Origin of the sequence: Paenibacillus azoreducens (assembly GCF_021654775.1) — a bacterium.
In the GTDB taxonomy this organism is placed as follows: Bacteria; Bacillota; Bacilli; order Paenibacillales; family Paenibacillaceae; genus Paenibacillus_AQ; species Paenibacillus_AQ azoreducens.
Genome location: NZ_AP025343.1, coordinates 2532979 through 2558061 on the forward strand (window position 1 = coordinate 2532979; position 25083 = coordinate 2558061).

Below are 25083 nucleotides of genomic sequence, written 5' to 3' on the forward strand. Positions count from 1 at the left end.
ATCTTGCAAATCCTGAAAGGAGGAGACAGCAAACATGTTCTCGCATTTATACGCCGCATATGTATTTATTTATGTTTGTCTTGCGCTCATCAGCTTGGGCATTATTCTTCTCTTTCTGATGAAAATCTCGCATAACAAAGAACTGCGGCGCAGGGAATTTTATGAGCTCAAACATCAAGATTATTTTAAGTACCTTCAGGCCCATCTCGGAGAAGAAGGGCGGCTTCAGCTTCCTCCGGGCAAGCTTAAGCCGCTGGAGCGGAGGGTGATTCAGGACAAATTCATGGAGTGGATCGAACTGTTCAGAGGGGAGTACCGCAACCGGTTGATTCAGCTTTGCAGGGATGCGGGATTTGTGGAAGAGGATCTGAAGGCTTTAAACAGCCTTGTGTACGGACGCAGGCTTAGGGCTGCGTACCGGCTGGGAGGCATGCGTGCCGGGGAAGCGGTGCCGGCTCTTCTGCAAATGCTGCGGAAAGGCAAATACAGCTCGCTTTCCATCGTGGTGGCGCGTTCCATCGCCAAAAGCGCGCAAACATCCGGAGATGTGCACGAAATGCTGCGCTGCTTGCTTGCGCATGGCAAACCGATCCATCATCTGGCCGCGGATATTATGCTGGAAACGGGACTGGATGCCGGCAGTATCCTGACGGAGCTGCTTGATGATCCGGATCCGGCGCTGGTCAAGGTCGGACTTGTGGCCATGTGGGGACAAGCCGTACCCGAAGTTATGCCGGTGCTCGGGCGGCTGGTCGGCTCCGAGGAAAAGGATGTCCGCGCCGAAGCGGTCAAGCTGTATCTCAGCTCCAATCCTGCGCTTAAGGATGAAACCATCGTTAAACTGATGAATGACCATGATTGGGAAGTCCGTGCGGAGGCAGCCAAGGCTTTGGGTCCGCTGCATGCTGCCGGAAGTATCCCGCTGCTCGTCAAGGCGCTGCAGGACCCCAGTTGGAAGGTGCGGCATAACAGTGCCGGAAGCTTGGCGGCTCTTGGCGAAGCCGGGTTTGAAGCACTGTGCCAGGCTGCGGTTAGCGGAACCGGCATACAGCGCGAGGCTGCGATTCAGCGCATCGAGCAGGTCATGGAGATGGAGCAGAAGCACAGCGCAATCGAGCAAATGGTGGCCTACAACAAGAAGCGGCTCATTCACAACCGTTATTTCGGGGTGAAGCAGCCGGTTAAACGGATGACGGGCGTAGCCGCGGTGGGAGGAGATTACTCTGCTTAGAGAGATACTGCTGTATTACGGGATGGTAGCGATCTATTACGTCATGATCGTCAATGTTTTATATTTTACGATTATGGGGCTTTCTTACCGAAGCATATCAACGATAGCCCGCAGAACCAAGTATTCCAGCTACAATACGCTTTCCGGCTCCGAGCTGGTGCCGCCGGTATCATTGCTGGTGCCGGCCTATAACGAAGAGCTGACGATCATCGAAAATGTATATTGTCTCATGACGCTGAATTACCCGACCTATGAGGTGATCGTCATCAACGACGGATCCAGCGATCAGACGCTTTCCGTCCTCATCTCGGAATTCAAGCTTGAAAAGATGGCGAATCCGGATATCCGGGGGACCATTGAGACGCAAAACGTAAGAGGCATTTACCACAATTCCGATTATCCGCATCTATTTATTATAGATAAGGAAAACGGGGGTAAGGCGGATTCGCTGAATGCCGGCATCAATTTATCGCATTATCCGCTTATTTCTTCGATCGATGCGGATTCGCTGTTGGAGAAGGACGCCCTGATCCGTATGGCCCGCATGTATATGGAGAATCCGGAGGAAACGGTGGCCATCGGCGGCGATGTCCGCATCGCGAACGGTTGTCTGATCGAAAACGGGGCCGTCCAAAAGGTATCGCTGCCGCGGAAAATATGGCCGATGTTTCAATCCATCGAATATCTGAAAGCTTTTCTCGGCGGGCGGATCGGCTGGAGCCGCATGAACGGCCTGATCATCGTCTCCGGAGCTTTCGGGCTGTTCCGCAAGGACTATGTGATTGCCGTAGGCGGCTACCGCGGAGGTTATCCGGGAGAGGACATGAACATTATCATCAAGCTTCACCGATACATGCTCAGCCATAAGCTGCCTTATAAAGTGGCTTTTTGTCCCGAGGCGGTTTGCTGGACGCAGGCCCCGGATTCGTACAAGATCATTTCGAACCAGCGGAAGCGCTGGGGGCGCGGGAACCTGAAAAACATGATTGAAAACCGCGGCATGTTGTTTAATCCGAAATACAAGGTCATGGGCATGATTACGATGCCGTACAATGTTTTGTTCGAAACCTTGAATCCTTATTTCAGAATCACGGGCCTGTTGGCTCTGATAGGATATACGCTTTTGGATATGACGCATTGGCGCATATTGCTGACTTTCTTTCTTCTTAATTTCCTGAGCGGCTATTTGCTGAGCGTGGGCGCCATTGTTCTGGAAGAGATTGCGTTTCGCAGATATAAGAAACTTTCGGATCTGTGGAAAATGCTTCTTTTCTCGGCGCTGAAATTTGTCGGCTACCATCAGCTTGGCGTATTATGGCGGGTTCAGGGCCATATTCAGTACCTTCGGAAAAACAATTCCTGGGGAACGATGACAAGGCAAAGCTGGAAGGAAGAAAGCAAAGCGGCCTAACCGCGTGATTCGGCACTACCGGGTACAAATGTTTAATTTATAGCATCGCAACTTCTTGGAAAGGTGGGAATTGATCATGCCAGAGTCTGCAACATTGCAGCGTGAAAAGGGAACTGATATCTATTACAGCCTCGGAGAGCATCTCAAGGAAAAATCCCGTGAGCTTTGCGGAGTCCTGTTCCTGCATTGCGGGGATTGCGGGAGCCCTTCGCAGCTGAAGGATCGGATACGCGATTTTCTGCAGCATGAACCGGGACTGAAACCGGAGGTGCAGCAAGACAGCTCCACACAGGCGATAGCCGTCCTGCTGCCGGGGCTCACGCTTGACGCGACTCACTACCAGGCGCTGCTGCTGAAGCAGCATTTGCAGGACACGATGGAGAATGTGGAGCCGCGGATCACACTGACTGTTTTTCCGGGACAGGTTGAACCGACACCGGGGGTACTGAGGCAGATGGCCGAATCCACCCGGCTTGATATATCGTCGGACATTCATATTTTCACCAGGGGGGAATCCATCCAGACTCCGGGACGCATTCTGATCGTCGATCATGATGATACGGTCCGCGAGTTTCTCAATATCCGCCTTCAAATGCAAGGTTTTGAAACCTTGGAGGCCATGGACGGTACATCGGCTCTGGAGCTGATTGAAAAATGGGAGCCGGATCTCGTGCTGACGGAGCTTAATCTGTACGGCATCGACGGTTTGCCTTTCATTCATCAGATCCGACAGCTGCCTATCGAGAGCACGCCGAAAATTGTTGTGCTGACCGAGCGGCGGGTGGAGAAGACGATCAGTCAATGTTTTCAATACGGGGTGGACGACTACGTAACCAAGCCGTTTTCTCCGGTCGAGCTGGATGCCCGTATACACCGGTGTTTTCACTGAATCATCCGCTAAAAAACGCAAACAAAAACTACATCTACGGAGGTTGAATGCTTGTGAATCAGGATTATGAGCAACTGTTGAACGCAATTGAGAACAAAAAGGCTGTGCTTGGTGTTGTAGGACTGGGTTATGTCGGGCTGCCGCTTGCCGTTGAAATGGTCAAAAAAGGGTTCACGGTCATCGGTATTGATGTCGATCAATCCAAAATCGATCAGATTTACCATGGGGAATCCTATATTACCGACATCTCTTCGGAGGAACTGAAGGCCTGCGTCGCAAGCGGCCGCTTCAAACCGACAACCGATTACAGCATGATCACGGTGATCGATGCGCTCAGCATCTGCGTGCCGACTCCCCTTAGCGAAAATCAGGATCCGGATACGTCCTACATTACAAGCGTGGTCGATCAAATCAAGCTGTATATGAAACCGGGATTGCTCATTACACTGGAAAGCACAACGTATCCGGGTACGACGGAAGAGCTGATTCAGGCCCCGATTGAAGCGCTTGGTTACCGCGCGGGCGAGAACTTCTTCCTATGCTTCTCGCCGGAACGCGTCGATCCGTCCAATGCCCGCTTTAACACATTCAACACGCCGAAAGTGATCGGTGGAACAACAGCTGCCTGCCTGGAGCTCGGCACCGCCCTCTATTCGAAATATGTGGAACGGGTTGTGCCTGTGTCCACGCCAAAGGTTGCGGAAATGTCCAAGCTGCTCGAAAATACGTTCCGCAGCGTCAACATTGCGTTCATTAACGAAATGGCGATGATGTGCGACCGCATGGGCATCGACATTTGGGAAGTAATCGACGCCGCCGCAACCAAACCGTTTGGCTTCATGCCGTTTTACCCGGGACCGGGCATCGGCGGACACTGCATCCCGCTCGATCCGATGTACCTGTCCTGGAAGGCCAAAGGCTTCCGCTTCTACAGCAAGTTTATTGAGCTGGCGCAATCCACGAATGACAATATGCCATATTACGTGATCAGCAAAACATCGACGATTTTGAACGAATACGCCAAATCGATCAAAAAATCGTCCATCCTGATACTGGGTATGGCCTATAAGCCGGACATCAGCGATTTGCGCGAGTCTCCGGGGCTTGAGGTGTACGAGCTGTTCAAGGAAAGCGGAGCGAATGTGGATTATTATGATCCGTATGCCGAAAGCTTCCGTGACAAACATGGAGAGATCGTAAGCAGCGTGGCTTATGATCAGGCAAAATTCCAAAACTATGACTGCATGGTGCTGATCACGAACCACAGCAGCCTGGATTACGGCAAAATCGCGTCCATGGGCGTACCGATTCTCGATACGCGAAATGCATTCAGCAGCTTCAACGAGCCGCATATTTACAAAATCGGCCATTCCGTGCAGCATCTCGAAGAGCTGAACATGGCTTTGATCGGTTAAAAGCAAATAGAAGAGGGAAGGATGGGAGAGCTATTGGCCAAGGCAAAGGTGAAGCCACACTGGGTCCTGCTTGTCTGTTGCCTGATGCTCCTGCCTTTCCTGTTCAAATCATCGTCCATGGAAGAACAAAAAGCAACCTGGCTATGGGATGCTTCCCTGATTGAAAAACCGGAAGAAATTTTGGATTTCTGCAAGGAACAGGGCGTCAGCGTCATTTTTCTGCAGGTTCAAAAAAGCGTGGGAGCGGAGCAGTACAGGCATTTTATTTCTGCGGCCCATGACGATAATATCGTCGTGCATGCGCTGGACGGCAGACCGGAATGGGCATACCGGAAGCAGCATGGGGAAGCGGATCAATTTATCGATTGGGTTCTCGATTATAACAGCAAAGCCCCTGCGGAAGCGCGTTTCGCCGGAATTCAGCTCGACGTGGAGCCGTATCGTTTGAAACGGTGGGAACGCGATCAGGCCGGAGTCGTGAGCGAATGGAGCCGGAATATGGAAGCATGGGCGGACAAAGGACGTGCCGGCGGGCTATATATGAGCGCAGCCGTGCCTTTCTGGTTGGGCAAAATTGAAGCGGCAGACGGAAACGGCGATTTGAGCCGATGGATGCTGGATCGATTCGATGCCCTGGCGGTCATGTCCTACCGCGACAACGGGCAGCAAATGGTAGATCTGTCCCGCGGAATGCTCAGTATGGCTGATCAGCTTGGAAAATCGGTTTGGATCGGCATGGAGTTGGGATATACGGAAGAAGGAGCGCATGTGAGTTTTCACGGTAAACCGCTGCCGGTTATGGAGGCAGAAATGAGGAATGTGTTCCGGCTCAGCGAGTCCTATTCTTCCTTCGCGGGACTGGCCATCCATCATTACGAAGTATGGAATAAAAAAATCGCCGCGGCACAGCCGAAGGGATAAACAAAGAAGCAGCGTAGGCAATCGACATCAGGACAATCAGGACCAAAAAGGCGTATTCTATGAACTAGCATAGGATGCGCCTTTTCGCATGATCAGCTGTCATCCGCATTCAGACGGATTCCGAGGTAAGCCGACAGCTCCGAAGCCGTCTCCGCCTTTACGTAAGACCACAACATAAAAAACCGCCGCTGGTATCCCCGGCATAAGTAAAGGGCCTCGAATCCTCGGGGACCGCGATTTTCCTCATAGACCCGGATGCCGCGGGTGCGCATGGCTTTGCGGAGATCCGCCAGACGGCGCATGACCTTGCCCTGCACTCCGGACAAACCGCGGATATACACATTAGGCAGCTTGAGGGCAAGCGTATTCAGCGTGCGGATGTCCCGTTCCAGCACATCAAGCAGAATGACATGGAGGATATAGCTTTTGACAAGCAGGGCGTCTTCCTCGGCCGGAGCAGGGGGGAGGGAGGATGCGTTCATGAGAAGCACTTCCTTGAATCAAATATAGGAACTTATGTTCTATTTATATTCATATTACTTGCAAAGTATACATTCCGGCAAGGACCAAATCTTTGAAATGAATCCTTGTTTTTTCTGGTATAATAATACACGTTGGCCATCCGAGCCAAAAGCAAACCATAAGATTTGGGGAGGATTACCATATGATCTTGCACAAGGGAGAAATATTATTTCACCAGGGGGATAGCGGGGAATATTTATACCATATCAAAAGCGGGCTTTTTAAAGTGACGCGTCTCCATGAAAACGGCAATATTGTGCTTTTCAATATTCTGTATCCCGGGGAAACGGTGCCGCATCATTCGCTGATCACTCCCAAAGAAACGCATGGCACGGCGATTGCGCTGATGCGAAGCGAAGTGGAACGGATTCCGGCGGAGGAATGGTACCGCGAGGTGCGGGAGAACCCGGAAAAAGCGCTGGAGATCGCGCTGCTGCTGCAGGAAAAAGTCCGTTTCATGCAAAAAAGGCTGGACCATCTGACGGTGGGAACGCCCGCGGAACGGCTGGAACTGCTGTCGGAGTGGCTGGGGGATTATTCCCATGGCGTGCATTTTACCGATCTCTTGACGCAAGAGGAAATCGGTCAATTGATCGGAGTCCGGCGGGAAACGATCAACCGGCTGTTAAGGGGGCGGTAACATGCTGCATCATGTAGAGATAAATGTATCGGATATCAAGCGGAGCCGGGAGTTTTGGGAATGGTTCCTGACCGGACTCGGCTACGAACTGTTTCAGGAATGGGAGCATGGCATCAGCTTCAAGCAGAAGAAAACTTATCTCGTATTCGTGCAAACGGAAGCGCGATTTATGGACAGTACATATCACCGGAAGGCTACCGGCCTTAACCATTTGGCTTTTCACGCAGCGTCGCGGGATCAAGTTGATGAAATGCTTCGGATGCTGAAGCAAAAAGGGATTCCTGTCCTGTATGAGGACAAGTACCCCTATGCGGGTGGACCGGGGCATTATGCGGTCTTTTTTGAAGATCCGGACCGGATCAAGGTGGAACTGGCCTGTGAAGGCTAATGTCCCCAATAAGACATTAAATCTGAATAGCTGATTAACGGTGGCGGGCTCCTGAAAGGGGCCTTTTTTAACAGTATAGAATTTATAAGTTTTTTTGGGGGTCCCCGCAAAGTATTTGGAATAAGCATCGAAGCATAGGCTCCACTTTGTGGGGTTATTTTAACATATCGGGGTCCCCGCAAAGTAATCGGAATAAGCTTCAAAGGCTACACGTCACTCCGTACTTTTGCTCCGCAAAAGCGCCCCTCTTTGAGAGTCGTCGGAATTCTTTCCGATACTCTTTGTGGGGTTATTTTATTTCGGCGGTTGTCCATTAGTATCGTCCAAGTAACTTTCTTACGAAATAGTGCCTACTTACGAAAAAACTAATGAGTATATAAAATAGGGCTGTAGTTAACGATCAAATGAATAGACAGGAGAGATCATCATATGGAACTTCAATTGGCACTTGATCTTGTGGATATCCCGGAGGCAAAAGAAATCGTAAACGAGGTTGCGGAATATATAGATATCGTTGAAATCGGAACGCCGGTTGTCATTAACGAAGGACTGAGAGCGGTCAAAGAACTGAAAGAAGCTTTCCCTTCCCTGCGTGTGCTGGCCGATCTGAAAATTATGGATGCGGGAGGATATGAGGTAATGAAGGCTTCCGAGGCAGGAGCAAGCATCATTACCGTTTTGGGCGTATCGGACGATTCAACGATTCGGGGCGCGGTAGAAGAAGCCAAGAAACAAAATACCAAAGTCATGGTAGACATGATCAACGTCAAAAACATCGAGGAAAGAGCCCGTGAAATCGACCAAATGGGCGTGGATTATATCTGTGTGCATTCAGGGTATGATCATCAAGCGGCAGGCATCAGTTCTTTTGACGACCTGCTTACCATCAAACGTGTGGTTAAACAGGCTAAAACTGCTATTGCCGGGGGCATTAAGCTGAATACGCTGCCTCAGGTTATCGCTGCAGGTCCCGATCTCGTTATTGTTGGCGGCGGAATCACAAGCCAAGCGGACAAGCGTGCCGCGGCGTCTGAAATGAAGCAATTGGTCAGCAAGGCGTAAAAAGCGATGAAGACGGTCAAATATGCTGCCGAAATCGTGAAGGAACTGCAGCGCTCCGTCACACTCATTTCGGAAGAAGAAACTGAGAAATTGGCTGATCGGATTCAGACGGCGGGGAAAATATTTCTCGCTGGCGCCGGAAGATCGGGTTTCATGGGACGGGCGTTCGCCATGCGTCTTATGCACATGGGGTTCAACGCTTATGTCGTTGGTGAAACGGTGACGCCGGGTATCGGCCCGGATGATCTGCTTATTATAGGTTCCGGCTCGGGGGAAACTCAAAGCCTGGCCACCATGGCCCGGAAAGCAAAACAGCTCGGCGCGTCGGTTGTCACGGTAACGATTCATCCTGATTCCACGCTTGGCAGCCTGTCTGATTTTTCGGTGAAACTCCCCGGAACGCCGAAGGAACAGAAGAATGCGGACGGCGTAACCATTCAGCCGATGGCATCGCTGTTCGAACAGACGCTCATCGTATTATATGATGCCGTTATCCTTGGATTAATGGATCAGAAGGATCAGAGCTCAAGACAAATGTTCGGCAGACATGCCAACCTGGAGTAGACTACAAATTTTAAAAGACAGACTGGATACCCCTACTGCTTGCAGTGGGGGTTATTACATTAGATTTGGCTGCCGCAAATGTAGTATTCTAAAAAGGGAGGTGGCATAATGGCAACGGAAATTAAAGACCGGATCAATCTTAAGGAAATTAATTGTGAAAAAGAACTGACGCTTGCCGTCATCGGCGGTAAGTGGAAGTTGATTATATTGTGGCATTTGGGCATGGACGGAACGAAACGGTTTGGTGAACTCAAAAAATTGATCCCGCATATTACGCAAAAAATGCTTACCAACCAGCTCCGCGAACTGGAAGATGATCAACTGATCTCGAGAAAAGTATACCCGGAAGTTCCGCCTAGAGTCGAATATACGTTGACAGAATACGGTCAGTCCCTGATGCCGGTGCTCCGGATGATGTATGATTGGGGCAAAAACTACGGTGAGAAGGTGATATGGAAGGATGCCGGTCGCCCATCGTTGATATGAACAAACAGGACCCAAATAAGCCCAACCCGATGCAAGGATTCTTCCGAACATAAAAACAGAATAAAAAAGAATGCCGGACCTATATTTGTGGTTGCCACAGGTCCGGTATTTTTTAGCAGTATAGAATTTATAAGTTTTTTTGGGGGTCCCCGCAAAGTATTTGGAATAAGCATCGAAGCATAGGCTCCACTTTGTGGGGTTATTTTATGTTTTCGCCTGGTTCTGCCGGGCATCTCACCAAAGGCCGGCTGGGCACATATAATGGGTTATCTGTATGAAAAGAAAGGAGATAACTCTGATGAGTTACCCCCCGTATTGGGCGTATGCCGCCTCCTATCCTTATTTGCAATCCCATCCGTATTTCTTCTACCCGTACCCCTGCCTCCATTCCGCAATCCGTGAATATCCGCCGGTAGAAACCGGCACGCTGAGGCAATCGATACAGGATTATTACAAACTTATGGAAGAAGGGTATCAGATTTTAAATAAGCTGTCCGAGCAGTCTTTTGCATATCGCATCATGGCTGCCGCCCAGGCGGGCAACAAACAGGAAGTCGACCGGCTGATGAAAACGATCAGCACCACCGCTTCGATCCAATCCGAATTTTCGCCAAGCGGCATCGGCATAACGGTTGATCCGATTTCGCACAATCACTCTTGCTGCAAACTGGTCATGTTTCTGAGATGGGGGAGTTAGCTCGCGAGACCCCCGTCTTACAGAGTGTCTGCAGGACCAAAAAATTCATAGTGGATCCGCTCAGCCGGCACGCCCCAATCATTCAAAGCCTGATGGACGGCGCGCATGAAAGGAAGCGGACCGCAGAAATAGAAGTCGGATTCCAGAGAAGCAGTTTCCCGAAGCCAAGACAAATCGATAAACCCGGTTTTATCGCAGACGTCACCCGCTGCAGGTTTTTCGTAACAGACATATGATTTCAACTGCGGGTGCGATGCGTCCAACTGTTTGATATGCTCTTTCATCGCATGAACTTCCCCGTTCACCGCCGCATGGATAAAGGTAACCTTCCGTTCAGGCTGCTCCTTCAGCACGGTTTCCAGCATGCTGACCATCGGGGTCAGGCCGACGCCGCCACTGATCAGCACAAGCGGCATAGTCTTTTCCATATCCAGGGTAAAGGAACCGGCCGGCGCGCTGATTTCCAAAATATCCCCTTCATTGATGCGATCATGTAAATAAGTTGATACTACGCCTTCAGATTTCCCTTCCACAGATCCTTCCCGTTTAACGGAAATGCGGTAGCAGTCCCCGCCCGGAGCGGCAGACAAGCTGTAATGGCGGATATGTGTATAGTTTTGATCATCCGGTTTAACCCGCACGGTGATGTATTGCCCAGGCAAGTACTCCGAAATTGCGCCGCCATCCTGCGGTTTCAAATAGAAGGAAGTAATAACGGCGCTTTCCTTGATTTTGCGGTCGACTACAAACGAACGGAATCCGCGCCAGCCGCCCGGAGCCGCTTCGGCTTCCCGGTACATTTCGGCTTCGACGCCGATAAAGGCATCGGCGATTACGCTGTAAGCTTGTGCCCAGGCATCCAGAATTGCAGGCGTGGCCGCATCGCCAAGCACTTTTTGGATGGCGGCAAGCAGATTTTCGCCGACGATCGGATAATGCTCCGGCAGAATATTGAGGGCGCGATGCTTGTGGCCGATTTGCTTGACGACAGGCAAAATGTCCTCAAGGTGATCAATGTGCGCGGCCGCCGCGTATACGGCATTCGCCAAGGCTGTAGGCTGTTTGCCTTCCCGCTGATTCGCGTGGTTGAATATGTTCAGCAGTTCGGGATGGTTGTCGAACATCATTTGATAAAAGGTGGTTGTAATTTCTTTTCCGTGTACTTCCAGGACAGGAACGGTAGATTTGATAAGGTCAATGGTTTCTTGCGTCAGCATAATAAATTCCCCTTTCCCTTGCTTTGTTCGTGCTTCCGCTTTTAAGTATAGAAAAGGGGTTATGGGGGAATTGTGATTGCCGTCACTGTAAAAATTGACAAAATGTGAACAAACAAAGCTTGGCAATGACGAGTTTCACAACAAGTGGATGGAAATATGCCAATTTGAGGAAAAATATTCGTTTTTCAAAGCAAACGGTTTAGCGAATGCCCGGAGTTGTGCTATAATATAATAAGAAAAGAAACAAAACAAAAAAAGAAAGGATCAGGATACCATGTGTCCCCGAAGGAACAATCCCCAAAGGACGATTTGGAAACGTTATGATCTCTCTTACACTTAGCTCCCTTTCGTAGAGTACAGTCACCTGACGCTTAAAAGGACGTACAAACTCTGCGAAAGAAGGAAGCTCAAGATGCGAAGGACCAAGTCCTGCAGGTTTCTGCCTTATTGCAGTGGTTTGTCACATCCCTGACCAACCTACTACGATTAGAGGGAACCTGTATGAGGAAGAAAGACCATTTTATTTCTAAGCTCGAACCTATTTTTATGATGTTGTTTGGAACTTTTTTGCTGGCATTTGCGTATTATCACATCAATTTTCAGAATCATTTATCAGAAGGCGGTTTTGTTGGCTTGTCTCTGCTTGGCAAATATGTGCTTGGCATCAATCCGGCGCTGAGCATGCTGTTGCTTGACATTCCGGTCATTCTTGTCGCCATGCTGTTGAAAGGCCGTAAATTTGTGATGAATACGCTGATTGCGACATTTTCGTTTTCAATCTTTTACGAATTGCTTGAACGCTATTCGACGCTGGTGATCGACCTGCATAACAATCTGCTTTTTGCGGCAGTGTTGTCCGGTTTGGTCACTGGGTTCGCTACGGGACTGGTTCTCCGATTTGGGGGAGCTACCGGCGGAGATGATATTTTAACCCTGCTCATTAGCCGCTGGAGCGGACTGAAGGTAGGCACCGTATTTATTTTGATGGATGCCTTCGTGCTGCTGCTGTCCTTGTTTTATCTGCCGCTGAAGGAAACGCTGTTTACGATTTTGGCGGTTGGCATTGCCGGGCGGACCATAACATTCACACTCACATTCACATTCCGTAAGGGAAAAGCGAACGTCACCGCAGTACCCGAATCGGCTTCATCCCAAACAGTGGCCTCCAAACCCGTGCATGCGATGCGGAGCGCTCACTAACAGATAACCTCCTGATTCTCTGGAATCGGGAGGTTTTTTTGTGAGGCGAGGCGGGGCCAGGATGAATCAAATGGGTAGATATTTACATCGATTGGTTTATAATGGGTAAATACCCATAAAAGTACGTGTTCAAAAACCCACCATTGAATCGCGTCGCTCATTCTTGAATTGACCTTCGATTGGTTGGTTTTCTTAAGATATCAGAAAGTACACTTCAAAGGAATCTGCATCCTGATATCGCAAGAAAAACTACCGCTAAAGGTGGTCTGTCTGCTGTGAAGGTACGTCAATAGACGTTTTTCTTAAGATATCAGAAAGTACACTTCAAAGGAATCCGCATCCTGATATCGCAAGAAAAACTACCGCTAAAGGTGGTCTGTCTGCTGCGAAGGTACGTCACTAGACGTTTTTCTTAAGATATCAGAAAGTACACTTCAAAGGAATCTGCATCCTGATATCGCAAGAAAAACTACCGCTAAAGGTGGTCTGTCTGCTGTGAAGGTACGTCACTAGACGTTTTTCTTAAGATATCAGAAAGTACACTTCAAAGGAATCCGCATCCTGATATCGCAAGAAAAACTACAGCTAAAGGTGGTCTGTCTGCTGTGAAGGTACGTCACTAGACGTTTTTCTTAAGATATCAGAAAGTACACTTCAAAGGAATCCGCATCCTGATATCGCAAGAAAAACTACAGCTAAAGGTGGTCTGTCTGCTGTGAAGGTACGTCAATAGACGTTTTTCTTATCAAAAGCGGACTTTTTGAACAACCTCTAAAAAGGAGATTTACGGCATGGTTCAACTCATTGCCATATTGATGTTTACGGTAGTCATTCATACGGTGGACAGCCTTTCATACGCTTTGCGTTTGGGCGGGCTGCGGAGCAGGCGGATTACGCTTGCTTTATCGCTTTCTGGTCTGCTTGTGCTAGTGTCGCGCACCTCGAATCTCGCCCAGGGACCGATGGTTGGGAATATGGTGGATCAAGCGCTGAGATTCCCGGATTTTGTTCTCGAGCCAAGGCTTCACGGCATCATTGCGGCGGCTACGGGCGGAACGCTGCTGGCTATGCTGCTGTTTCCGAGCGCCGTTAGATTATGCTCCCGCATGGTCGTCCATTTGGAAGCGGCCGGATCCATTCCGAAAATGGCCAGAAACCTGCTCTCTCTCGCCAAATGGCGCAATGGACTCACTTATTTTAAACGTCCGACCTTCGGGATGCTGCGCTCTTTGCTGCACGGTCCGCTGCCTAAAAGATTGCTGCTGCTGAATATGGTTGTAACGGCGATTTACACCGTCGGCGTGCTGTCTTCATTGTATGCCGCTTACCTGTGGCCTGCCTTCCGGCTGACGGCTTCGACCTCATCGGGATTGATCAACGGGGCAGCGACCATCTTATTGACGCTGCTGATCGATCCGCGGATTGCTTTGCTGTCCGACAAAACATTGCGGGGCGAGACAGGGCTTGGAAGCATGAATCGTGTTTTCGGGCTGATGATGGTATCGCGCATGCTGGGGACAATGCTGGCCCAACTGCTGCTTGTTCCCTGCGCGTATTGGATCGGTTGGATTATTGGATGATACCGCAGAATGAGGTTGATTTTTTGATATCGTTAGGAGATTGGGAAACAGCGGCCGGGGTTTTCCTCCATTGAGGCGATGCCACCAGGCCATGCAGGGATTCTAACGAAACTGGGGACCGTTATTTTGGCAAAACGGGTCCCCGAAATTTTCCAACGAAACTGGGTATCGCTATTCGGCAAAAAAGCTGGTGATAGGGCGGTTTTTTGCTCAAATAACGATATGGGGTTTCGTTAGATTCAAAAAGCCGCGTATTTGCGGTTAATAACGATGCTCAGTTTCGTTAGCGCTGACGGCCAAAGGGAAAACGTCAATCGGCGTGCTTTCTAAGAAGCGAGGGGCGCGATAGCGGAATTTTTCTTGCGATAACTTGCAATAATTTGCGATAACAACTTGCCGATAACTTGAAATAAATTCCTGTAATTTGAAATAACTCGCATTAACTCGCGATAACTCGCATTAATTTGCAATGGATTGCATAGCTTGCAATAACTCGCATTAACTTGCAATAACTTGCAATTATAGAGTTTAAGCTCCGCTTATAAATTCCTCAATCAAAAAAAACGGCTGCTTTCCGCAGCCGCCCAGTTTAAACGGACGCATATGCAATAGCCAAAGCGCATCCGGTCTCCTTTAATCGAACAAAACTTTATATTCGCCGTAACCTTCCTTGTCGAGATCCTCTTTCGAAATAAACCGCAGCGCGGCAGAATTGATGCAGTAACGGAGGCCGTTTGGTCCCGGCCCGTCGTCAAACACATGGCCCAGATGCGAGTCGGAGCTTTTGCTGCGGACTTCGGTGCGGACCATCATATGGCTCAGGTCCAGCTTTTCCTTGATGTTGTAATCTCGGATCGGACGCGTGAAGCTTGGCCAACCGCAGCCGGAGTCGTATTTGTCGCGGGAGCTGAATAGAGGTTCGCCGGAAACGATATCCACATATATGCCTTCCCCGTGATGATCCCAGAATTCATTCTGGAATGGAGGTTCGGTGGCATTGTTTTGCGTAACCTCGTATTGAATCGGAGTCAAACGCCGTTTAAGCTCGGCTTTTTCTTTTTCCGGAGCCCAGGCTTGCTCCAAAAAATCTTCCCGGCCCGATCCTTTGCGGTATCGTTTGTAATGTCCGGGATTCTTCTTATGATAATTTTGATGATATTCCTCGGCCGGATAAAACGGCTTGGCAGGCAAAATCGGCGTAACGATCGGTTTCTCGAAACGGCCGCTTTGCGCAAGCTCGGTTTTGGAGGCTTCGGCTAGAAGGCGCTGTTCTTCCGTATGATAAAAAATGGCTGTTTTGTACGAATGCCCGCGGTCATGAAACTGCCCGCCCTCATCTGTAGGGTCGATCTGCTGCCAGTACAGCTCCAGCAATTTATCGTACGGGAAAATCTCGGGATTGTACGTAATTTGTACGGCCTCGACATGGCCTGTCGTGTCCGAGCAAACTTCCTCATAAGTAGGGTTTTCGGTGTGGCCGCCCGTGTAACCTGACTCGACCTTGATGATGCCTGGCAAATCTTCAAACGGGGCTACCATGCACCAAAAGCATCCGCCTGCAAAGGTCGCTTTTTCCTGATGAACCGCTTGTAAATCGCTCATGATATCACTCCGTTTCCGTTATTGAAAAACTACCGCTAAATGCGGTCTGTCTTCTTAGAAAGTACGTCGATAGACGTTTTTCTTAAGATGATAGAATTTATAAGTTTTCTTGCTACGCTGAACAATTCTTTCATCGCAAGAAAAACTACCGCTAAATGCGGTCTGTCCTCTTAGAAAGTACGTCGATAGACGTTTTTCTTATTATAATCGATACGCAGGGCAGAACCAAGAAAATGCAGTTTAAACAGACAACTTTTTCCGTTTGTAAAGGAAAAACATCGTTCCGAGCAGCAGCACGTAACCGGCGATAACGGCAATGGCCGCAAACGGATGCTTCATGCCTTCACCGCCCAGAAAAGCATACAGAAAGATGCCGGGAAGTTTGCCGATGCCGGAAGCGGCCGTATAGAGCCAGAATGGAATCGAAGCGACACCCGCAAATACGTTGACCGCCATCTGCGGAATCACGGGGATCAAACGGCCGGCCGCCACGCTGACAAAAGGGTGGGTTTCGGTCCATGCCGTAAAGGACTCCAAGGTTTTAAACCGGCCCAGATATTTGCGCCCGTGTTCTCTGAGAACCGTCTTGGCCAGAGCATAGATGATTGTCGCTGCGATCATGGTACCGAGCCAACTGACGGCTGCGGCCCAAAAAGTACCGAAGGAGAAGCCGAGCGCGGCAATCACCAGCTTGTAAGGGATGATCGGAAACATGGCGATCAAGGTTGCGAGGACGACAAGAATAGGGAAGGAGCCATGCTGATGCAGGTAGTCCATGATCGGATCCCGGTATATAAAAACGGTAATAAGCACTGCTGAATATAAGGCGGCAAGAAGCCATTTTTTCATGCGGTTCCCTCGCTTGCGGATAATCTGTAGGAATGGATTCATCATACCAGAATCATACCAAATGAAGGAGGGAAAAATAAAATGATGGAATTATGCGAGACGGTCTGCTATAATGATGCCAATAAGTGAATAGTTCCCAAAGGGGAGTAGCTCATGCAATAAAGTCGTCATTACGGGATAGAATCCCCGGCTTTATTGGCAACATTACGTTGTTTTGCGAGACCTTTGCCTGATTTTCATTAGGTAAAGGTCTTTTTTGATGGATAAAAAGCGCCATTGCCTGATGAAGGTAAGGGCGCTTTTAAGTTTTTTGGGTTCCCCGCAAAGTATTTGGAATAATCATCGGAGCATAGGCTCCGCTTTGTGGGGATATTTCAAGCGGCGGACTAATCATAGCAATCATTTCAATCCGGGAGAACATTTCCCAAGAACTAGGAGAGGTGGAAGGAAAATGGAATTGTTAACCATGCAATTTTGGACAGCCCTGATGTCGATTGTCATCATTGATCTGGTATTGGCCGGAGACAATGCCATCGTCATCGGTCTTGCCGCGCGCAACGTCAGAAAAGAGGATCAGAAGAAGGTCATTTTATGGGGGACAATCGGTGCGGTAATCATCCGGGTGATTGCAACCTTGCTTGTCGTAAAGCTGCTGCTGATTCCGGGACTTCGTCTTGTCGGCGGGCTTGTGTTGATTTGGATTGCCTACAAACTGCTGATTGATGAGAAAAAACATGATATTTCAGCTGGAAATCAAATGTGGGCGGCCATCCGCACCATCATTATTGCGGACGCCATGATGGGGCTCGACAACGTGCTGGCCGTAGCTGGCGCGGCTCATGGAGATTTTCTTCTCGTTGTCGTCGGCCTGGCGATATCGATACCGATCATGGTTTGGGGAAGCACGATTTTCATGAAGCTGACGGAACGCTTCCCTGTCATCATTACCTTTGGGTCGGCGATTTTGGCTTGGACCGCTTCGAAAATGCTGGTAGGAGAACCGATGATTCATGGGCTTTTTGCAAATCCGGTCATCAAATATGGTTTTGAGCTTGTTGTGATCGCGCTGGTAGTCGTGTTTGGTCTGCGTTCCAAAAAGAAAAAAGAGCAGGCGGCCAAAAGCCGGGTGGTAGGGACGAACTAACGAGTACCCGGGAAGCGAAAGAAAGATATACTCTTATTTTGTTTCCTTAGCAAAGAAGGTATAATGTGTATCGATCCTATGGCGGAAATAAACAACGGATTTGAATCAACTGTTGTCCTGGGAGACGGAAGCGGTTTTTGTTCACAGCAGGGGCAGCTGGCACAGGATGGGGCGGGACGTTTGGCAGCTGGGATACGATTCCGGAACGTCGGGGGTTTGCCGGAGCGGTGAATCATTTTTCGGAGTGTATCTCCCATCCTGAGCGCTCCTCTATCCGCGCCGATCTGGGATTATAGGCAGCCATGAACTGGCAGCAAGAATCGCGGACAATAATGAAAGGGAAATGTGATATGGAAGAACACCGCAAAACAATCGAAGAAAACATCATCGAAAGCTACCGCCAGGACGAGGATATGATGATTCTCGTATTTGCCCAATGGTGCGTCAATGAGGGACTGGACCCGGAAGAGCTGTACCAACAAGCTTATCCGCAGCAGCAGAGCAACGAAAGGCTGCAGCGGGTGCTGGAGCTGACGGTGCCTAAAGAAGAAGCGGGGCCTATACCGGATGATACGGTGCTTGGCGTATTGTCCTTGTTCGGCAATGAAGACCTGGCTTTTGTCGTGTCGGAGGCTATTTCAAACAGAGCTCCAAAAAAATAACGGACGGGCCATGATAATGCACCGATGAGCTGGACGGTAGTCTCCGTGCCCGCCCACTACGCCTCAATATGCGTTTTATAATTGTGGACCGACTTTATACAAAACTTATTACGCGCCAGGAGTTGCGCGTGCTGATCATGCGGAAACGTGCATTTCTGCATTTTTTTCACTTCGTTTCAACTTTGGCAATCAATTCTTGCGAAAATGCAACTATTTTCATGATTTACTTCCTGTTTAGGTGTAGCAAGCCAAAAGCCTGCAAATTATTTCAGGCTGCTGAAAAACCCCCTGTTTTTTGCAGGGGGTTAAGATTTGCCTACATTGCCTCAACAATGGGGTCATAAGAATCGTTTAAATCGATTTTTGTTTTAAAAGCCACCACATAAAAATGGAAGTTTCCAAAAGTCTTCCGGACTTTCCCACGGCCTGGCAGATGCAGCTATGCGCATCTTAAGCTTTAATGGAATACCGTTGAAGGGACATATTTGTTTTTGAATCAGATTTTGCAAAATTCGATTCCAGACGCTCCCGGGAAGAATACATAGACGAACTAACACGAAAATAGCCCTAACGGACACCACGGCCGCTAACGGACACCACGGCGGCTAACGGACACCACGGCCGCTAAGTGGCTAAAAACAGCCGTTTTTAAATCCTAACGGACACCACAGCGCTTAATTGCCTCAAAACACCGCCAAAAGAGAAATTTTCACCAAATAGCAGCATCTGTGTCCGTTAGAAATCAAAATGGTCGAAATTGCTCTCAATAGCGGCCGCGGTGTCCGTTAGAGTTTTGCAGTCGTGTTCTACATATTGCTTGAATAAACCTTTCATAATAAATAAATTAGGGTATTTGATCAGTGACATGATGAAATTGATTCTTGAAAGTCGCTTATTGGATTTTTGCAAAATCTCGAATATAAACGATTGGTGGCTCGCTTTGGAAATTGTTGCGAAAATACATCTATTTTCGGCACTTAAGTTTGTTATGGATGAAAAGCCTGCAAATTTGCAGGCTTTTTCTTAAACAGGCTCTTTCACCATGAAAACTGCATATTTGCAACCTTCACAAGCACATGAATTTGATCTCTTTACCGAACTGCTTATATCTGCTCTCGATTCGCGATCCGGAACTCCTTGGGGGATTTGCCGAACCGGGAACGAAAGACGCGGTGAAAATACGTATAGTTGGCAAACCCGGAGGTTTCGGCGATCGTTTCAAGGGACATCGGGCTGAATATGATTCGCTCCCGCGCCATATCGAGGCGGACATCCAGCGTATATTGCATGATGCTTGTGCCGAAGGCTTCCTTGAACAGATGTACCGCGCGGGAAACGCTGATTCCGACATGGGCGGCCACATCTTCCAGTTTAAAAGAAAAGGAGGCGTTCTCCTCGATATAATGCTTGATGCGGTAGGCCAGATAGGTTTTCGGCGTCGTCGAAGGATGCTCGCGCAGCAGGCGGTCCGTTTCCAGGCATAATATGCGCATGTAATATTCTGATATTTCGGGAAATGGATTGGCGATTTTGCGCTGCTCCAAGACGATTTGCCGGAAAAGACCGAGAATCGTCTCATTTAATGGCACCTTGATCTTTGTCGGGCGTTTTTGCCTGGACCACCACTCGTCAGCCCAGCTTCCGCCAAAAAAGATATGATAATCCCCGCTTTCGACCGCAAGCTCGTTTTGAGCGTTCAGCTCCTCGTCGATTTTCAGCTCATAGGGTTCATCCGGCGAAAAAATAAGCAAGTCTCCGGCTTCGATCTGCACCAGCTCGCCATTGACGCGAGCGCGGCATTTTCCGTCGGTTTGCAGCCGCATCAAATAATTTTTGACCCCGTACATTTCGGTCATAAAAAAAGGTTTGCGGTGAAATGAGAAACCTGCTGTATATACATGTACTGTGTCTAGCGCGGTCATACGATAACTCCTTTTGATGATTAGCGAATTTCATGGGAAATCCAATGCTTTTAAAAAATAATGACCAGATTGTTCATGTTTTAATCATATTATTCATTTTAATATAAATGAATTCGGAATACCATGGGTACTAGATTGTTGATTCAAGCCCGATGCTTTGCGAGGGTGGTGCCTACATAGGGGCTTGGCTAGGCAAAGTCACGGGGCAGGCTGTATCCGGAAGCGGCGAAACTTTAGATCGGCTTATTCAGAGGGCTGGAAGGCGCGTGGAGCGGGTGAAGAAGTTTGCGGTTGCAAACGCATACAATTCGAACGCTGCTAAAGTCCGCGTATGGCCGGAAAATCTTCATCAATCCCAAAAATCAGGAGTGAGGCAAACATGTTGAAGCTGGGTTTGCAGTTGTACACGGTTCGTGAGCAAATGGAGAAGGATTTTGAAGGTACGCTGAAGAAAGTAGCAGAGCTTGGATATCAAGGCGTAGAATTCCATACCTTTTTTGGGCGTCCCGCAGCCGAGGTCAAAGCGCTGCTGGATCAATACGGTCTGGTTGCGCTTGGCACGCACACGGGGTACGACCGCATGCTGAACGCCTTGGACGAAGAGATTGCCTACAACAAAGAAATCGGAAACACTAATCTGATCGTGCCTTATTTGATGGCCGAAGAACGCCGCTGGAGCGAGGTATTCGCTAACCTCAAGCAAATCGGTGAGCACTGTGCCAAGCAGCAGGTAACGCTTCTGTACCACAACCATGATTTCGAGTTCACCGAAAAAATCGGGGATAAAACGGTGTTCGACTCCATGTATGAGGAGATTCCATCAGACCTGCTCAAAGTGGAGCTGGACAGCTGCTGGGTACACTATGCGGGATATGATCCCGTTCAGTTCATCCAGTCCTATGCGGGACGCCTTCCGATCGTGCATTGGAAAGATGTGCGCAGACAAGAGGACGGTTCCCCGTTGACGGTAGAACTTGGTCAAGGCGAAGTGGATTTGAAGGCCGTGGCCGAAGCTGCCGACAAAGCAGGCGCGGAATGGATTGTGGTAGAGCAGGATTACTGCCAAAATCCACCTCTGGAAAGCATTGCAATAAGCATGGAATGGATCAAAAATTATGTTCAAAATGGAGGACCTGTTCATGTCTAATTCAACTCAAACATTAAAAATTGCAATTATCGGCTGCGGCGGCATCGCGAACGGCAAACATATGCCGAGTCTGGCCAAACAACCGCAAGTCCAAATGGTGGCTTTCTGCGATATCGTGAAGGAACGCGCCGAAAAGGCGGCTGCGGAATTCGGGGTTGCAGGCGCTAAAATATATACGGATTACCACGAGCTGCTGAAAGATGAAACCATCGACGTCGTTCATGTATGTACGCCAAATGACTCCCACTCGGAAATTACCGTGGCATCGCTTGAATCCGATAAGCATGTCATGTGCGAAAAGCCAATGGCCAAAACGGCGGCCCAGGCCAAAGAAATGGTAGAAGCTGCACGCCGTACCGGCAAAAAGCTGACCATCGGCTACCAAAACCGTTACCGCAATGACAGCCTTTACTTGAAAGAACTTTGCGAAGCCGGAGAACTCGGCGACATTTACTTGGGCAAAGCTTTGGCGATCCGCCGTCGTGCGGTTCCGACCTGGGGCGTATTTTTGGATGAAGAAAAACAAGGCGGAGGCCCGCTGATCGATATCGGCACGCATGCTCTTGACTTGACGCTCTGGCTGATGGACAACTACAAGCCGAAAAGCGTGCTTGGTTCCACATTCCATAAGCTTGGACACCGCAAAAACGCGGCTAATGCATTCGGACCATGGGATCCGGAAGAATTCAAGGTGGAGGATTCCGCTTTCGGTTTCATCACCATGGAAGACGGGGCAACCATTATTCTGGAATCGAGCTGGGCGCTGAACGTTGTGGAAACCGGCGAAGCCAAAACGATCCTTGCGGGTACTGAAGGCGGCGCGGATATGAAAGACGGTCTCCGCATTAACGGAGAGAAGCTGAGCCGTTTGTACGATACCCAAATCGATCTGAACGCCGGCGGCGTGGCTTTCTACTCCGGATCGGCGGAAAGTGAAGCGGACCGGGAGCAAAGATTGTGGATCGAAGCGATTCTCGAAGACAAAGAACCTTTGGTGAAACCTGAGCAGGCGTTTGTCGTGACGCAAATTCTTGAAGCGATTTATGAATCTGCCAAAACAGGCAAAGCCGTATATTTTGAATAATTAGCATCAAGAAAAGGGAGGAATTTTCGGTGAAACTCGGCGTATTTATGGTATTGTTTGGCGGCCGCAAGCTGGAAGAGGCACTCGATTATGTTGCTTCCAAAGGTTTGAAGGCTGTTGAGATCGGAACCGGAGGCAATCCGGGCAAAGCTCACTGCAACCCTGCGGAGCTGCTTGAAAGCGAAGTAAAGCTGAAGGAATTCAAGCATGCGGTGGAATCCCGCGGTCTGATGATCAGCGCGCTGAGCTGCCACGGTAATCCGCTTCACCCGCAAAAACATTTGGCCAAGGCGGATCATGAGGATTTTGTAAATACCGTGAAGCTGGCCGAGAAGCTGGGCGTTGAAGTGGTGAATACTTTTTCGGGCTGCCCGGGCGATCATGAGGATGCGAAGTACCCAAACTGGCCGGTGGCGCCTTGGCCTAATGATTATCAGGAAATTTTGGCTTGGCAGTGGGAAAACAAAGTGATTCCGTATTGGACGGAGCAGGCTAAGTTTGCCGCCGACCATCATGTAAAAATCGGTCTGGAGCTGCACGGCGGCTTCTCGGTGCATACACCGGCAACGCTGCTTCGTTTGCGCGAGGCGGCTGGCGAAACGATCGGGGCGAATCTCGATCCAAGCCATATGTGGTGGCAGGGAATCGATCCGGTGCAAGCGATCCATATTTTGGGCCGCGCCGGCGCGATCCATCATTTTCATGCGAAAGATACGGTCGTTGACCCGATCAACGTCAACCGCTACGGCGTAACGGATATGCAGCCGTACACCAACATGTTGGACCGTGCTTGGCAGTTCCGCAGCGTCGGTTACGGCCATGACATCAAAACATGGGCGGACATTATCAGCGCCCTGCGTTTGGTAGGTTATGACTATGTGGTCAGCATCGAGCATGAAGACGGTTTGATGTCTATTGAAGAAGGCTTCTCAAAAGCCGTATCCAACTTACAGCAAGTACTCATCGAAGAGTCGCTTGGCGACATGTGGTGGGTCTAGGGGGAACTTATTTTGATTAACGTAACCATCTGGAATGAATTTGTCCATGAGAATATACATGATGAAGTAAAGGCCGTGTATCCCGAAGGCATTCATATGGCGCTGGCCAATGGTCTTCAAGAAAGCGGATTTGCCATCACGACCGCCACGCTGGATCAGCCTGAACATGGCTTGTCGGAGGGTGTTTTGAACCAGACGGATGTTTTGATCTGGTGGGGGCATATGGCGCACGACCGTGTCAGCGACGAAATTACGGCCCGGGTTGTCCGGCGCGTTCAGGAAGGAATGGGACTTATCGTCCTGCATTCCGGGCATTTTTCCAAGCCGTTTAAAGCCTTGATGGGGACGTCCTGCGATTTGAAATGGCGTGAAGCGGGAGAGCAGGAAATTTTGTGGAACGTTAATCCTTCACACCCGATTGCCGAAGGAATTGACGCATCAGTCATTCTCGAGCATGAGGAAATGTATGGTGAATACTTCGACATCCCAACGCCGGATGAACTGGTGTTCATCAGCAACTTTGCGGGCGGCGAGGTATTCCGGAGCGGATGCACATTCCGCCGCGGACGCGGGAAAATCTTCTACTTCCGTCCCGGACATGAGACGTATCCGACTTACTACAAACCTGAAATCATCAAGATTATCGCAAATGGCGTCAAATGGGCTCAACCAGCCGCCGGCAGCGCGCTTCAGTTTGGCAATGTGCAACCGGTCAGAGCTTTGAATGAGGTGCCTGTCGTATAAGAAAAAGGAAACAAGCGGGAAAGCGGTGGCGTCGATGCTGCCGCTTTTTGCCGTGCATGAAGGGCGATGACAGTCTCCATAAACAAGCGATTCTTTGCCGGAATCGGGTGCATGCGAGTTTTCTTTTGGCTGAAAGTATGTTAAAATGAAACAAACTAACTTAATGTAAGCTTTCATGAGACGTAATGTTGCATGGATCCTGTAAAGAGGTGAAAAACATGAAAGATCAGGATTTAAGCATGTGTCCGCGGTTTGAAACGGCTTTTTCCGTTTTGGGTAAACGCTGGAACGGATTGATTATTTACTCTTTGATGAACGGACCGAAACGGTTCAAGGATATATCCCATATCATACCTTCGATGAGCGATAAAATGCTGTCCGAACGTATGAAGGATTTGGAGAACGAGGGTATTTTGGAACGCCATGTGTATCCTGAAACACCGGTCCGGATCGAATACGAATTGACGGAGAAGGGCAAAGCGCTGCAGCCCGTCATGGACCAGGTTCAGAACTGGGCGGAGCATTGGGTTGAACTTGAGTAGTCACGAACAAACAACCTAAATTTCGAAAATCAGGGTTACTGTAACGATAAACCTTCCTTTCATGTCGAGGGGAGGTTTTTTGTTGCAGGAAAAAACAGCATCCGTTTGCCGGTTGTTTGAAAATGGACGTTTTTGCCAATTTAGGCTGAGACTTGCACCTTACCGC

General features: G+C 49.3%; 25 protein-coding genes and 1 pseudogene. 21 read left to right on the forward strand and 5 right to left on the reverse strand.

Going from position 1 to position 25083, the window contains the following annotated elements; all coding sequences use genetic code 11:
• The first annotated feature begins 34 nt into the window (after positions 1 to 34).
• The 5 genes from L6442_RS10805 to L6442_RS10825 all read left to right on the forward strand — a co-directional run bounded on the left by L6442_RS10805 (position 35) and on the right by L6442_RS10825 (position 5867).
• Positions 35 to 1231, forward strand: a complete 1197-nt coding sequence (locus tag L6442_RS10805) for a HEAT repeat domain-containing protein (RefSeq protein ID WP_212978545.1) — start codon at positions 35 to 37, stop codon at positions 1229 to 1231.
• A gap of 22 nt (positions 1232 to 1253) precedes the next feature.
• A complete protein-coding gene (locus L6442_RS10810; RefSeq protein ID WP_237100282.1) occupies positions 1254 to 2642 on the forward strand; it encodes a glycosyltransferase family 2 protein in 1389 nt (462 codons plus the stop codon).
• Between the two features lie 76 nt (positions 2643 to 2718).
• The gene (locus tag L6442_RS10815) at positions 2719 to 3531 is read left to right on the forward strand and encodes a response regulator (RefSeq protein WP_212978544.1); all 813 of its coding nucleotides are present in this window, start codon (positions 2719 to 2721) and stop codon (positions 3529 to 3531) included.
• Between the two features lie 53 nt (positions 3532 to 3584).
• The gene (locus tag L6442_RS10820; RefSeq protein ID WP_212978543.1) at positions 3585 to 4946 is read left to right on the forward strand and encodes a nucleotide sugar dehydrogenase; all 1362 of its coding nucleotides are present in this window, start codon (positions 3585 to 3587) and stop codon (positions 4944 to 4946) included.
• 21 nt (positions 4947 to 4967) lie between these two features.
• Positions 4968 to 5867 carry a hypothetical protein gene (locus L6442_RS10825; protein WP_212978542.1) on the forward strand — a complete coding sequence of 300 codons (900 nt, stop codon included), beginning with the start codon at positions 4968 to 4970 and terminating at the stop codon, positions 5865 to 5867.
• A 92-nt stretch (positions 5868 to 5959) separates the two neighbouring features.
• Here L6442_RS10825 and L6442_RS10830 read toward each other — a convergent pair whose 3' ends face one another.
• A complete protein-coding gene (locus tag L6442_RS10830; RefSeq protein ID WP_212978541.1) occupies positions 5960 to 6349 on the reverse strand; it encodes a YhjD family protein in 390 nt (129 codons plus the stop codon).
• 182 nt (positions 6350 to 6531) lie between these two features.
• Here L6442_RS10830 and L6442_RS10835 point away from each other — a divergent pair, with 182 nt between their 5' ends.
• The 6 genes from L6442_RS10835 to L6442_RS10860 all read left to right on the forward strand — a co-directional run bounded on the left by L6442_RS10835 (position 6532) and on the right by L6442_RS10860 (position 10226).
• Positions 6532 to 7029, forward strand: a complete 498-nt coding sequence (locus L6442_RS10835) for a Crp/Fnr family transcriptional regulator (protein ID WP_212978540.1) — start codon at positions 6532 to 6534, stop codon at positions 7027 to 7029.
• Position 7030: 1 nt separating this feature from the next.
• Positions 7031 to 7417 (forward strand): VOC family protein, encoded by a 387-nt coding sequence (locus L6442_RS10840; RefSeq protein WP_194229923.1) that lies wholly within the window; start codon positions 7031 to 7033, stop codon positions 7415 to 7417.
• A gap of 429 nt (positions 7418 to 7846) precedes the next feature.
• A complete protein-coding gene (hxlA, locus tag L6442_RS10845) occupies positions 7847 to 8479 on the forward strand; it encodes a 3-hexulose-6-phosphate synthase (RefSeq protein ID WP_212978539.1) in 633 nt (210 codons plus the stop codon).
• A gap of 6 nt (positions 8480 to 8485) precedes the next feature.
• Positions 8486 to 9043 carry a 6-phospho-3-hexuloisomerase gene (gene hxlB, locus L6442_RS10850; protein ID WP_212978538.1) on the forward strand — a complete coding sequence of 186 codons (558 nt, stop codon included), beginning with the start codon at positions 8486 to 8488 and terminating at the stop codon, positions 9041 to 9043.
• A gap of 108 nt (positions 9044 to 9151) precedes the next feature.
• Complete coding sequence (locus L6442_RS10855) at positions 9152 to 9529, forward strand: winged helix-turn-helix transcriptional regulator (RefSeq protein WP_212978537.1); 378 nt, start codon at positions 9152 to 9154, stop codon at positions 9527 to 9529.
• Between the two features lie 298 nt (positions 9530 to 9827).
• Positions 9828 to 10226: a YuzC family spore coat inner layer protein gene (locus L6442_RS10860; RefSeq protein WP_212978536.1), complete on the forward strand. Its 399-nt coding sequence runs from the start codon at positions 9828 to 9830 to the stop codon at positions 10224 to 10226.
• Between the two features lie 17 nt (positions 10227 to 10243).
• On the opposite strand, the gene hmpA is transcribed toward L6442_RS10860, so the two are convergent.
• Positions 10244 to 11443 carry an NO-inducible flavohemoprotein gene (hmpA, locus tag L6442_RS10865; RefSeq protein WP_212978535.1) on the reverse strand — a complete coding sequence of 400 codons (1200 nt, stop codon included), beginning with the start codon at positions 11441 to 11443 and terminating at the stop codon, positions 10244 to 10246.
• Positions 11444 to 11944: 501 nt separating this feature from the next.
• Here hmpA and L6442_RS10870 point away from each other — a divergent pair.
• Both L6442_RS10870 and L6442_RS10875 read left to right on the forward strand, forming a co-directional pair.
• Positions 11945 to 12643, forward strand: coding sequence for a YitT family protein (locus tag L6442_RS10870; protein ID WP_194229917.1), 699 nt, complete (start codon positions 11945 to 11947; stop codon positions 12641 to 12643).
• 791 nt (positions 12644 to 13434) lie between these two features.
• On the forward strand, positions 13435 to 14223 hold the full coding sequence (locus L6442_RS10875; protein ID WP_212978534.1) for a lipid II flippase Amj family protein: 789 nt from the start codon (positions 13435 to 13437) through the stop codon (positions 14221 to 14223).
• Between the two features lie 633 nt (positions 14224 to 14856).
• Here the strand turns inward: L6442_RS10875 and msrB are convergent.
• A complete protein-coding gene (gene msrB / locus L6442_RS10880; protein ID WP_212978533.1) occupies positions 14857 to 15825 on the reverse strand; it encodes a peptide-methionine (R)-S-oxide reductase MsrB in 969 nt (322 codons plus the stop codon).
• Between the two features lie 240 nt (positions 15826 to 16065).
• Positions 16066 to 16674, reverse strand: coding sequence for a TVP38/TMEM64 family protein (locus L6442_RS10885; protein WP_212978532.1), 609 nt, complete (start codon positions 16672 to 16674; stop codon positions 16066 to 16068).
• 451 nt (positions 16675 to 17125) lie between these two features.
• Here L6442_RS10885 and L6442_RS10890 point away from each other — a divergent pair, with 451 nt between their 5' ends.
• The 3 genes and pseudogenes from L6442_RS10890 to L6442_RS10900 all read left to right on the forward strand — a co-directional run bounded on the left by L6442_RS10890 (position 17126) and on the right by L6442_RS10900 (position 18480).
• Positions 17126 to 17818 carry a TerC family protein gene (locus tag L6442_RS10890; RefSeq protein WP_212978531.1) on the forward strand — a complete coding sequence of 231 codons (693 nt, stop codon included), beginning with the start codon at positions 17126 to 17128 and terminating at the stop codon, positions 17816 to 17818.
• Positions 17819 to 17994: 176 nt separating this feature from the next.
• Positions 17995 to 18114: pseudogene (locus L6442_RS10895) on the forward strand (Gfo/Idh/MocA family protein); the annotation flags it as partial.
• 54 nt (positions 18115 to 18168) lie between these two features.
• The gene (locus L6442_RS10900; RefSeq protein ID WP_212978582.1) at positions 18169 to 18480 is read left to right on the forward strand and encodes a hypothetical protein; all 312 of its coding nucleotides are present in this window, start codon (positions 18169 to 18171) and stop codon (positions 18478 to 18480) included.
• Positions 18481 to 19583: 1103 nt separating this feature from the next.
• Here L6442_RS10900 and L6442_RS10905 read toward each other — a convergent pair.
• Entirely contained in the window at positions 19584 to 20402 is an 819-nt protein-coding gene (locus tag L6442_RS10905) for an AraC family transcriptional regulator (RefSeq protein WP_194230320.1), read from the reverse strand.
• A gap of 379 nt (positions 20403 to 20781) precedes the next feature.
• On the opposite strand from L6442_RS10905, the gene L6442_RS10910 reads away from it, so the two are divergent.
• The 5 genes from L6442_RS10910 (at position 20782) to L6442_RS10930 (ending at position 24917) form a co-directional block, all read left to right on the forward strand.
• Positions 20782 to 21549 (forward strand): sugar phosphate isomerase/epimerase family protein, encoded by a 768-nt coding sequence (locus L6442_RS10910; RefSeq protein WP_212978529.1) that lies wholly within the window; start codon positions 20782 to 20784, stop codon positions 21547 to 21549.
• Positions 21542 to 22633, forward strand: coding sequence for a Gfo/Idh/MocA family protein (locus L6442_RS10915; protein ID WP_212978528.1), 1092 nt, complete (start codon positions 21542 to 21544; stop codon positions 22631 to 22633). The genes L6442_RS10910 and L6442_RS10915 overlap by 8 nt, the downstream gene beginning before the upstream one ends.
• A 29-nt stretch (positions 22634 to 22662) precedes the next feature.
• On the forward strand, positions 22663 to 23631 hold the full coding sequence (locus L6442_RS10920) for a sugar phosphate isomerase/epimerase family protein (RefSeq protein WP_212978527.1): 969 nt from the start codon (positions 22663 to 22665) through the stop codon (positions 23629 to 23631).
• Positions 23632 to 23643: 12 nt separating this feature from the next.
• The gene (locus tag L6442_RS10925; protein WP_194230316.1) at positions 23644 to 24375 is read left to right on the forward strand and encodes a ThuA domain-containing protein; all 732 of its coding nucleotides are present in this window, start codon (positions 23644 to 23646) and stop codon (positions 24373 to 24375) included.
• A gap of 218 nt (positions 24376 to 24593) precedes the next feature.
• The gene (locus L6442_RS10930; RefSeq protein ID WP_194230315.1) at positions 24594 to 24917 is read left to right on the forward strand and encodes a winged helix-turn-helix transcriptional regulator; all 324 of its coding nucleotides are present in this window, start codon (positions 24594 to 24596) and stop codon (positions 24915 to 24917) included.
• Positions 24918 to 25083 lie beyond the last annotated feature (166 nt).

Coding starts and splice junctions, on each gene's coding strand:
- L6442_RS10805 (WP_212978545.1), top strand. CDS start 35: ATGTTCTCGCATTTATACGCCGCATATGTATTTATTTATGTTTGTCTT.
- L6442_RS10810 (WP_237100282.1), top strand. CDS start 1,254: ATGGTAGCGATCTATTACGTCATGATCGTCAATGTTTTATATTTTACG.
- L6442_RS10815 (WP_212978544.1), top strand. CDS start 2,719: ATGCCAGAGTCTGCAACATTGCAGCGTGAAAAGGGAACTGATATCTAT.
- L6442_RS10825 (WP_212978542.1), top strand. CDS start 4,968: ATGGGAGAGCTATTGGCCAAGGCAAAGGTGAAGCCACACTGGGTCCTG.
- L6442_RS10830 (WP_212978541.1), bottom strand. CDS start 6,349: ATGAACGCATCCTCCCTCCCCCCTGCTCCGGCCGAGGAAGACGCCCTG.
- L6442_RS10835 (WP_212978540.1), top strand. CDS start 6,532: ATGATCTTGCACAAGGGAGAAATATTATTTCACCAGGGGGATAGCGGG.
- L6442_RS10840 (WP_194229923.1), top strand. CDS start 7,031: ATGCTGCATCATGTAGAGATAAATGTATCGGATATCAAGCGGAGCCGG.
- hxlA (WP_212978539.1), top strand. CDS start 7,847: ATGGAACTTCAATTGGCACTTGATCTTGTGGATATCCCGGAGGCAAAA.
- hxlB (WP_212978538.1), top strand. CDS start 8,486: ATGAAGACGGTCAAATATGCTGCCGAAATCGTGAAGGAACTGCAGCGC.
- L6442_RS10855 (WP_212978537.1), top strand. CDS start 9,152: ATGGCAACGGAAATTAAAGACCGGATCAATCTTAAGGAAATTAATTGT.
- L6442_RS10860 (WP_212978536.1), top strand. CDS start 9,828: ATGAGTTACCCCCCGTATTGGGCGTATGCCGCCTCCTATCCTTATTTG.
- hmpA (WP_212978535.1), bottom strand. CDS start 11,443: ATGCTGACGCAAGAAACCATTGACCTTATCAAATCTACCGTTCCTGTC.
- L6442_RS10870 (WP_194229917.1), top strand. CDS start 11,945: ATGAGGAAGAAAGACCATTTTATTTCTAAGCTCGAACCTATTTTTATG.
- L6442_RS10875 (WP_212978534.1), top strand. CDS start 13,435: ATGGTTCAACTCATTGCCATATTGATGTTTACGGTAGTCATTCATACG.
- msrB (WP_212978533.1), bottom strand. CDS start 15,825: ATGAGCGATTTACAAGCGGTTCATCAGGAAAAAGCGACCTTTGCAGGC.
- L6442_RS10885 (WP_212978532.1), bottom strand. CDS start 16,674: ATGAAAAAATGGCTTCTTGCCGCCTTATATTCAGCAGTGCTTATTACC.
- L6442_RS10890 (WP_212978531.1), top strand. CDS start 17,126: ATGGAATTGTTAACCATGCAATTTTGGACAGCCCTGATGTCGATTGTC.
- L6442_RS10900 (WP_212978582.1), top strand. CDS start 18,169: ATGGAAGAACACCGCAAAACAATCGAAGAAAACATCATCGAAAGCTAC.
- L6442_RS10905 (WP_194230320.1), bottom strand. CDS start 20,402: ATGACCGCGCTAGACACAGTACATGTATATACAGCAGGTTTCTCATTT.
- L6442_RS10910 (WP_212978529.1), top strand. CDS start 20,782: ATGTTGAAGCTGGGTTTGCAGTTGTACACGGTTCGTGAGCAAATGGAG.
- L6442_RS10915 (WP_212978528.1), top strand. CDS start 21,542: ATGTCTAATTCAACTCAAACATTAAAAATTGCAATTATCGGCTGCGGC.
- L6442_RS10930 (WP_194230315.1), top strand. CDS start 24,594: ATGAAAGATCAGGATTTAAGCATGTGTCCGCGGTTTGAAACGGCTTTT.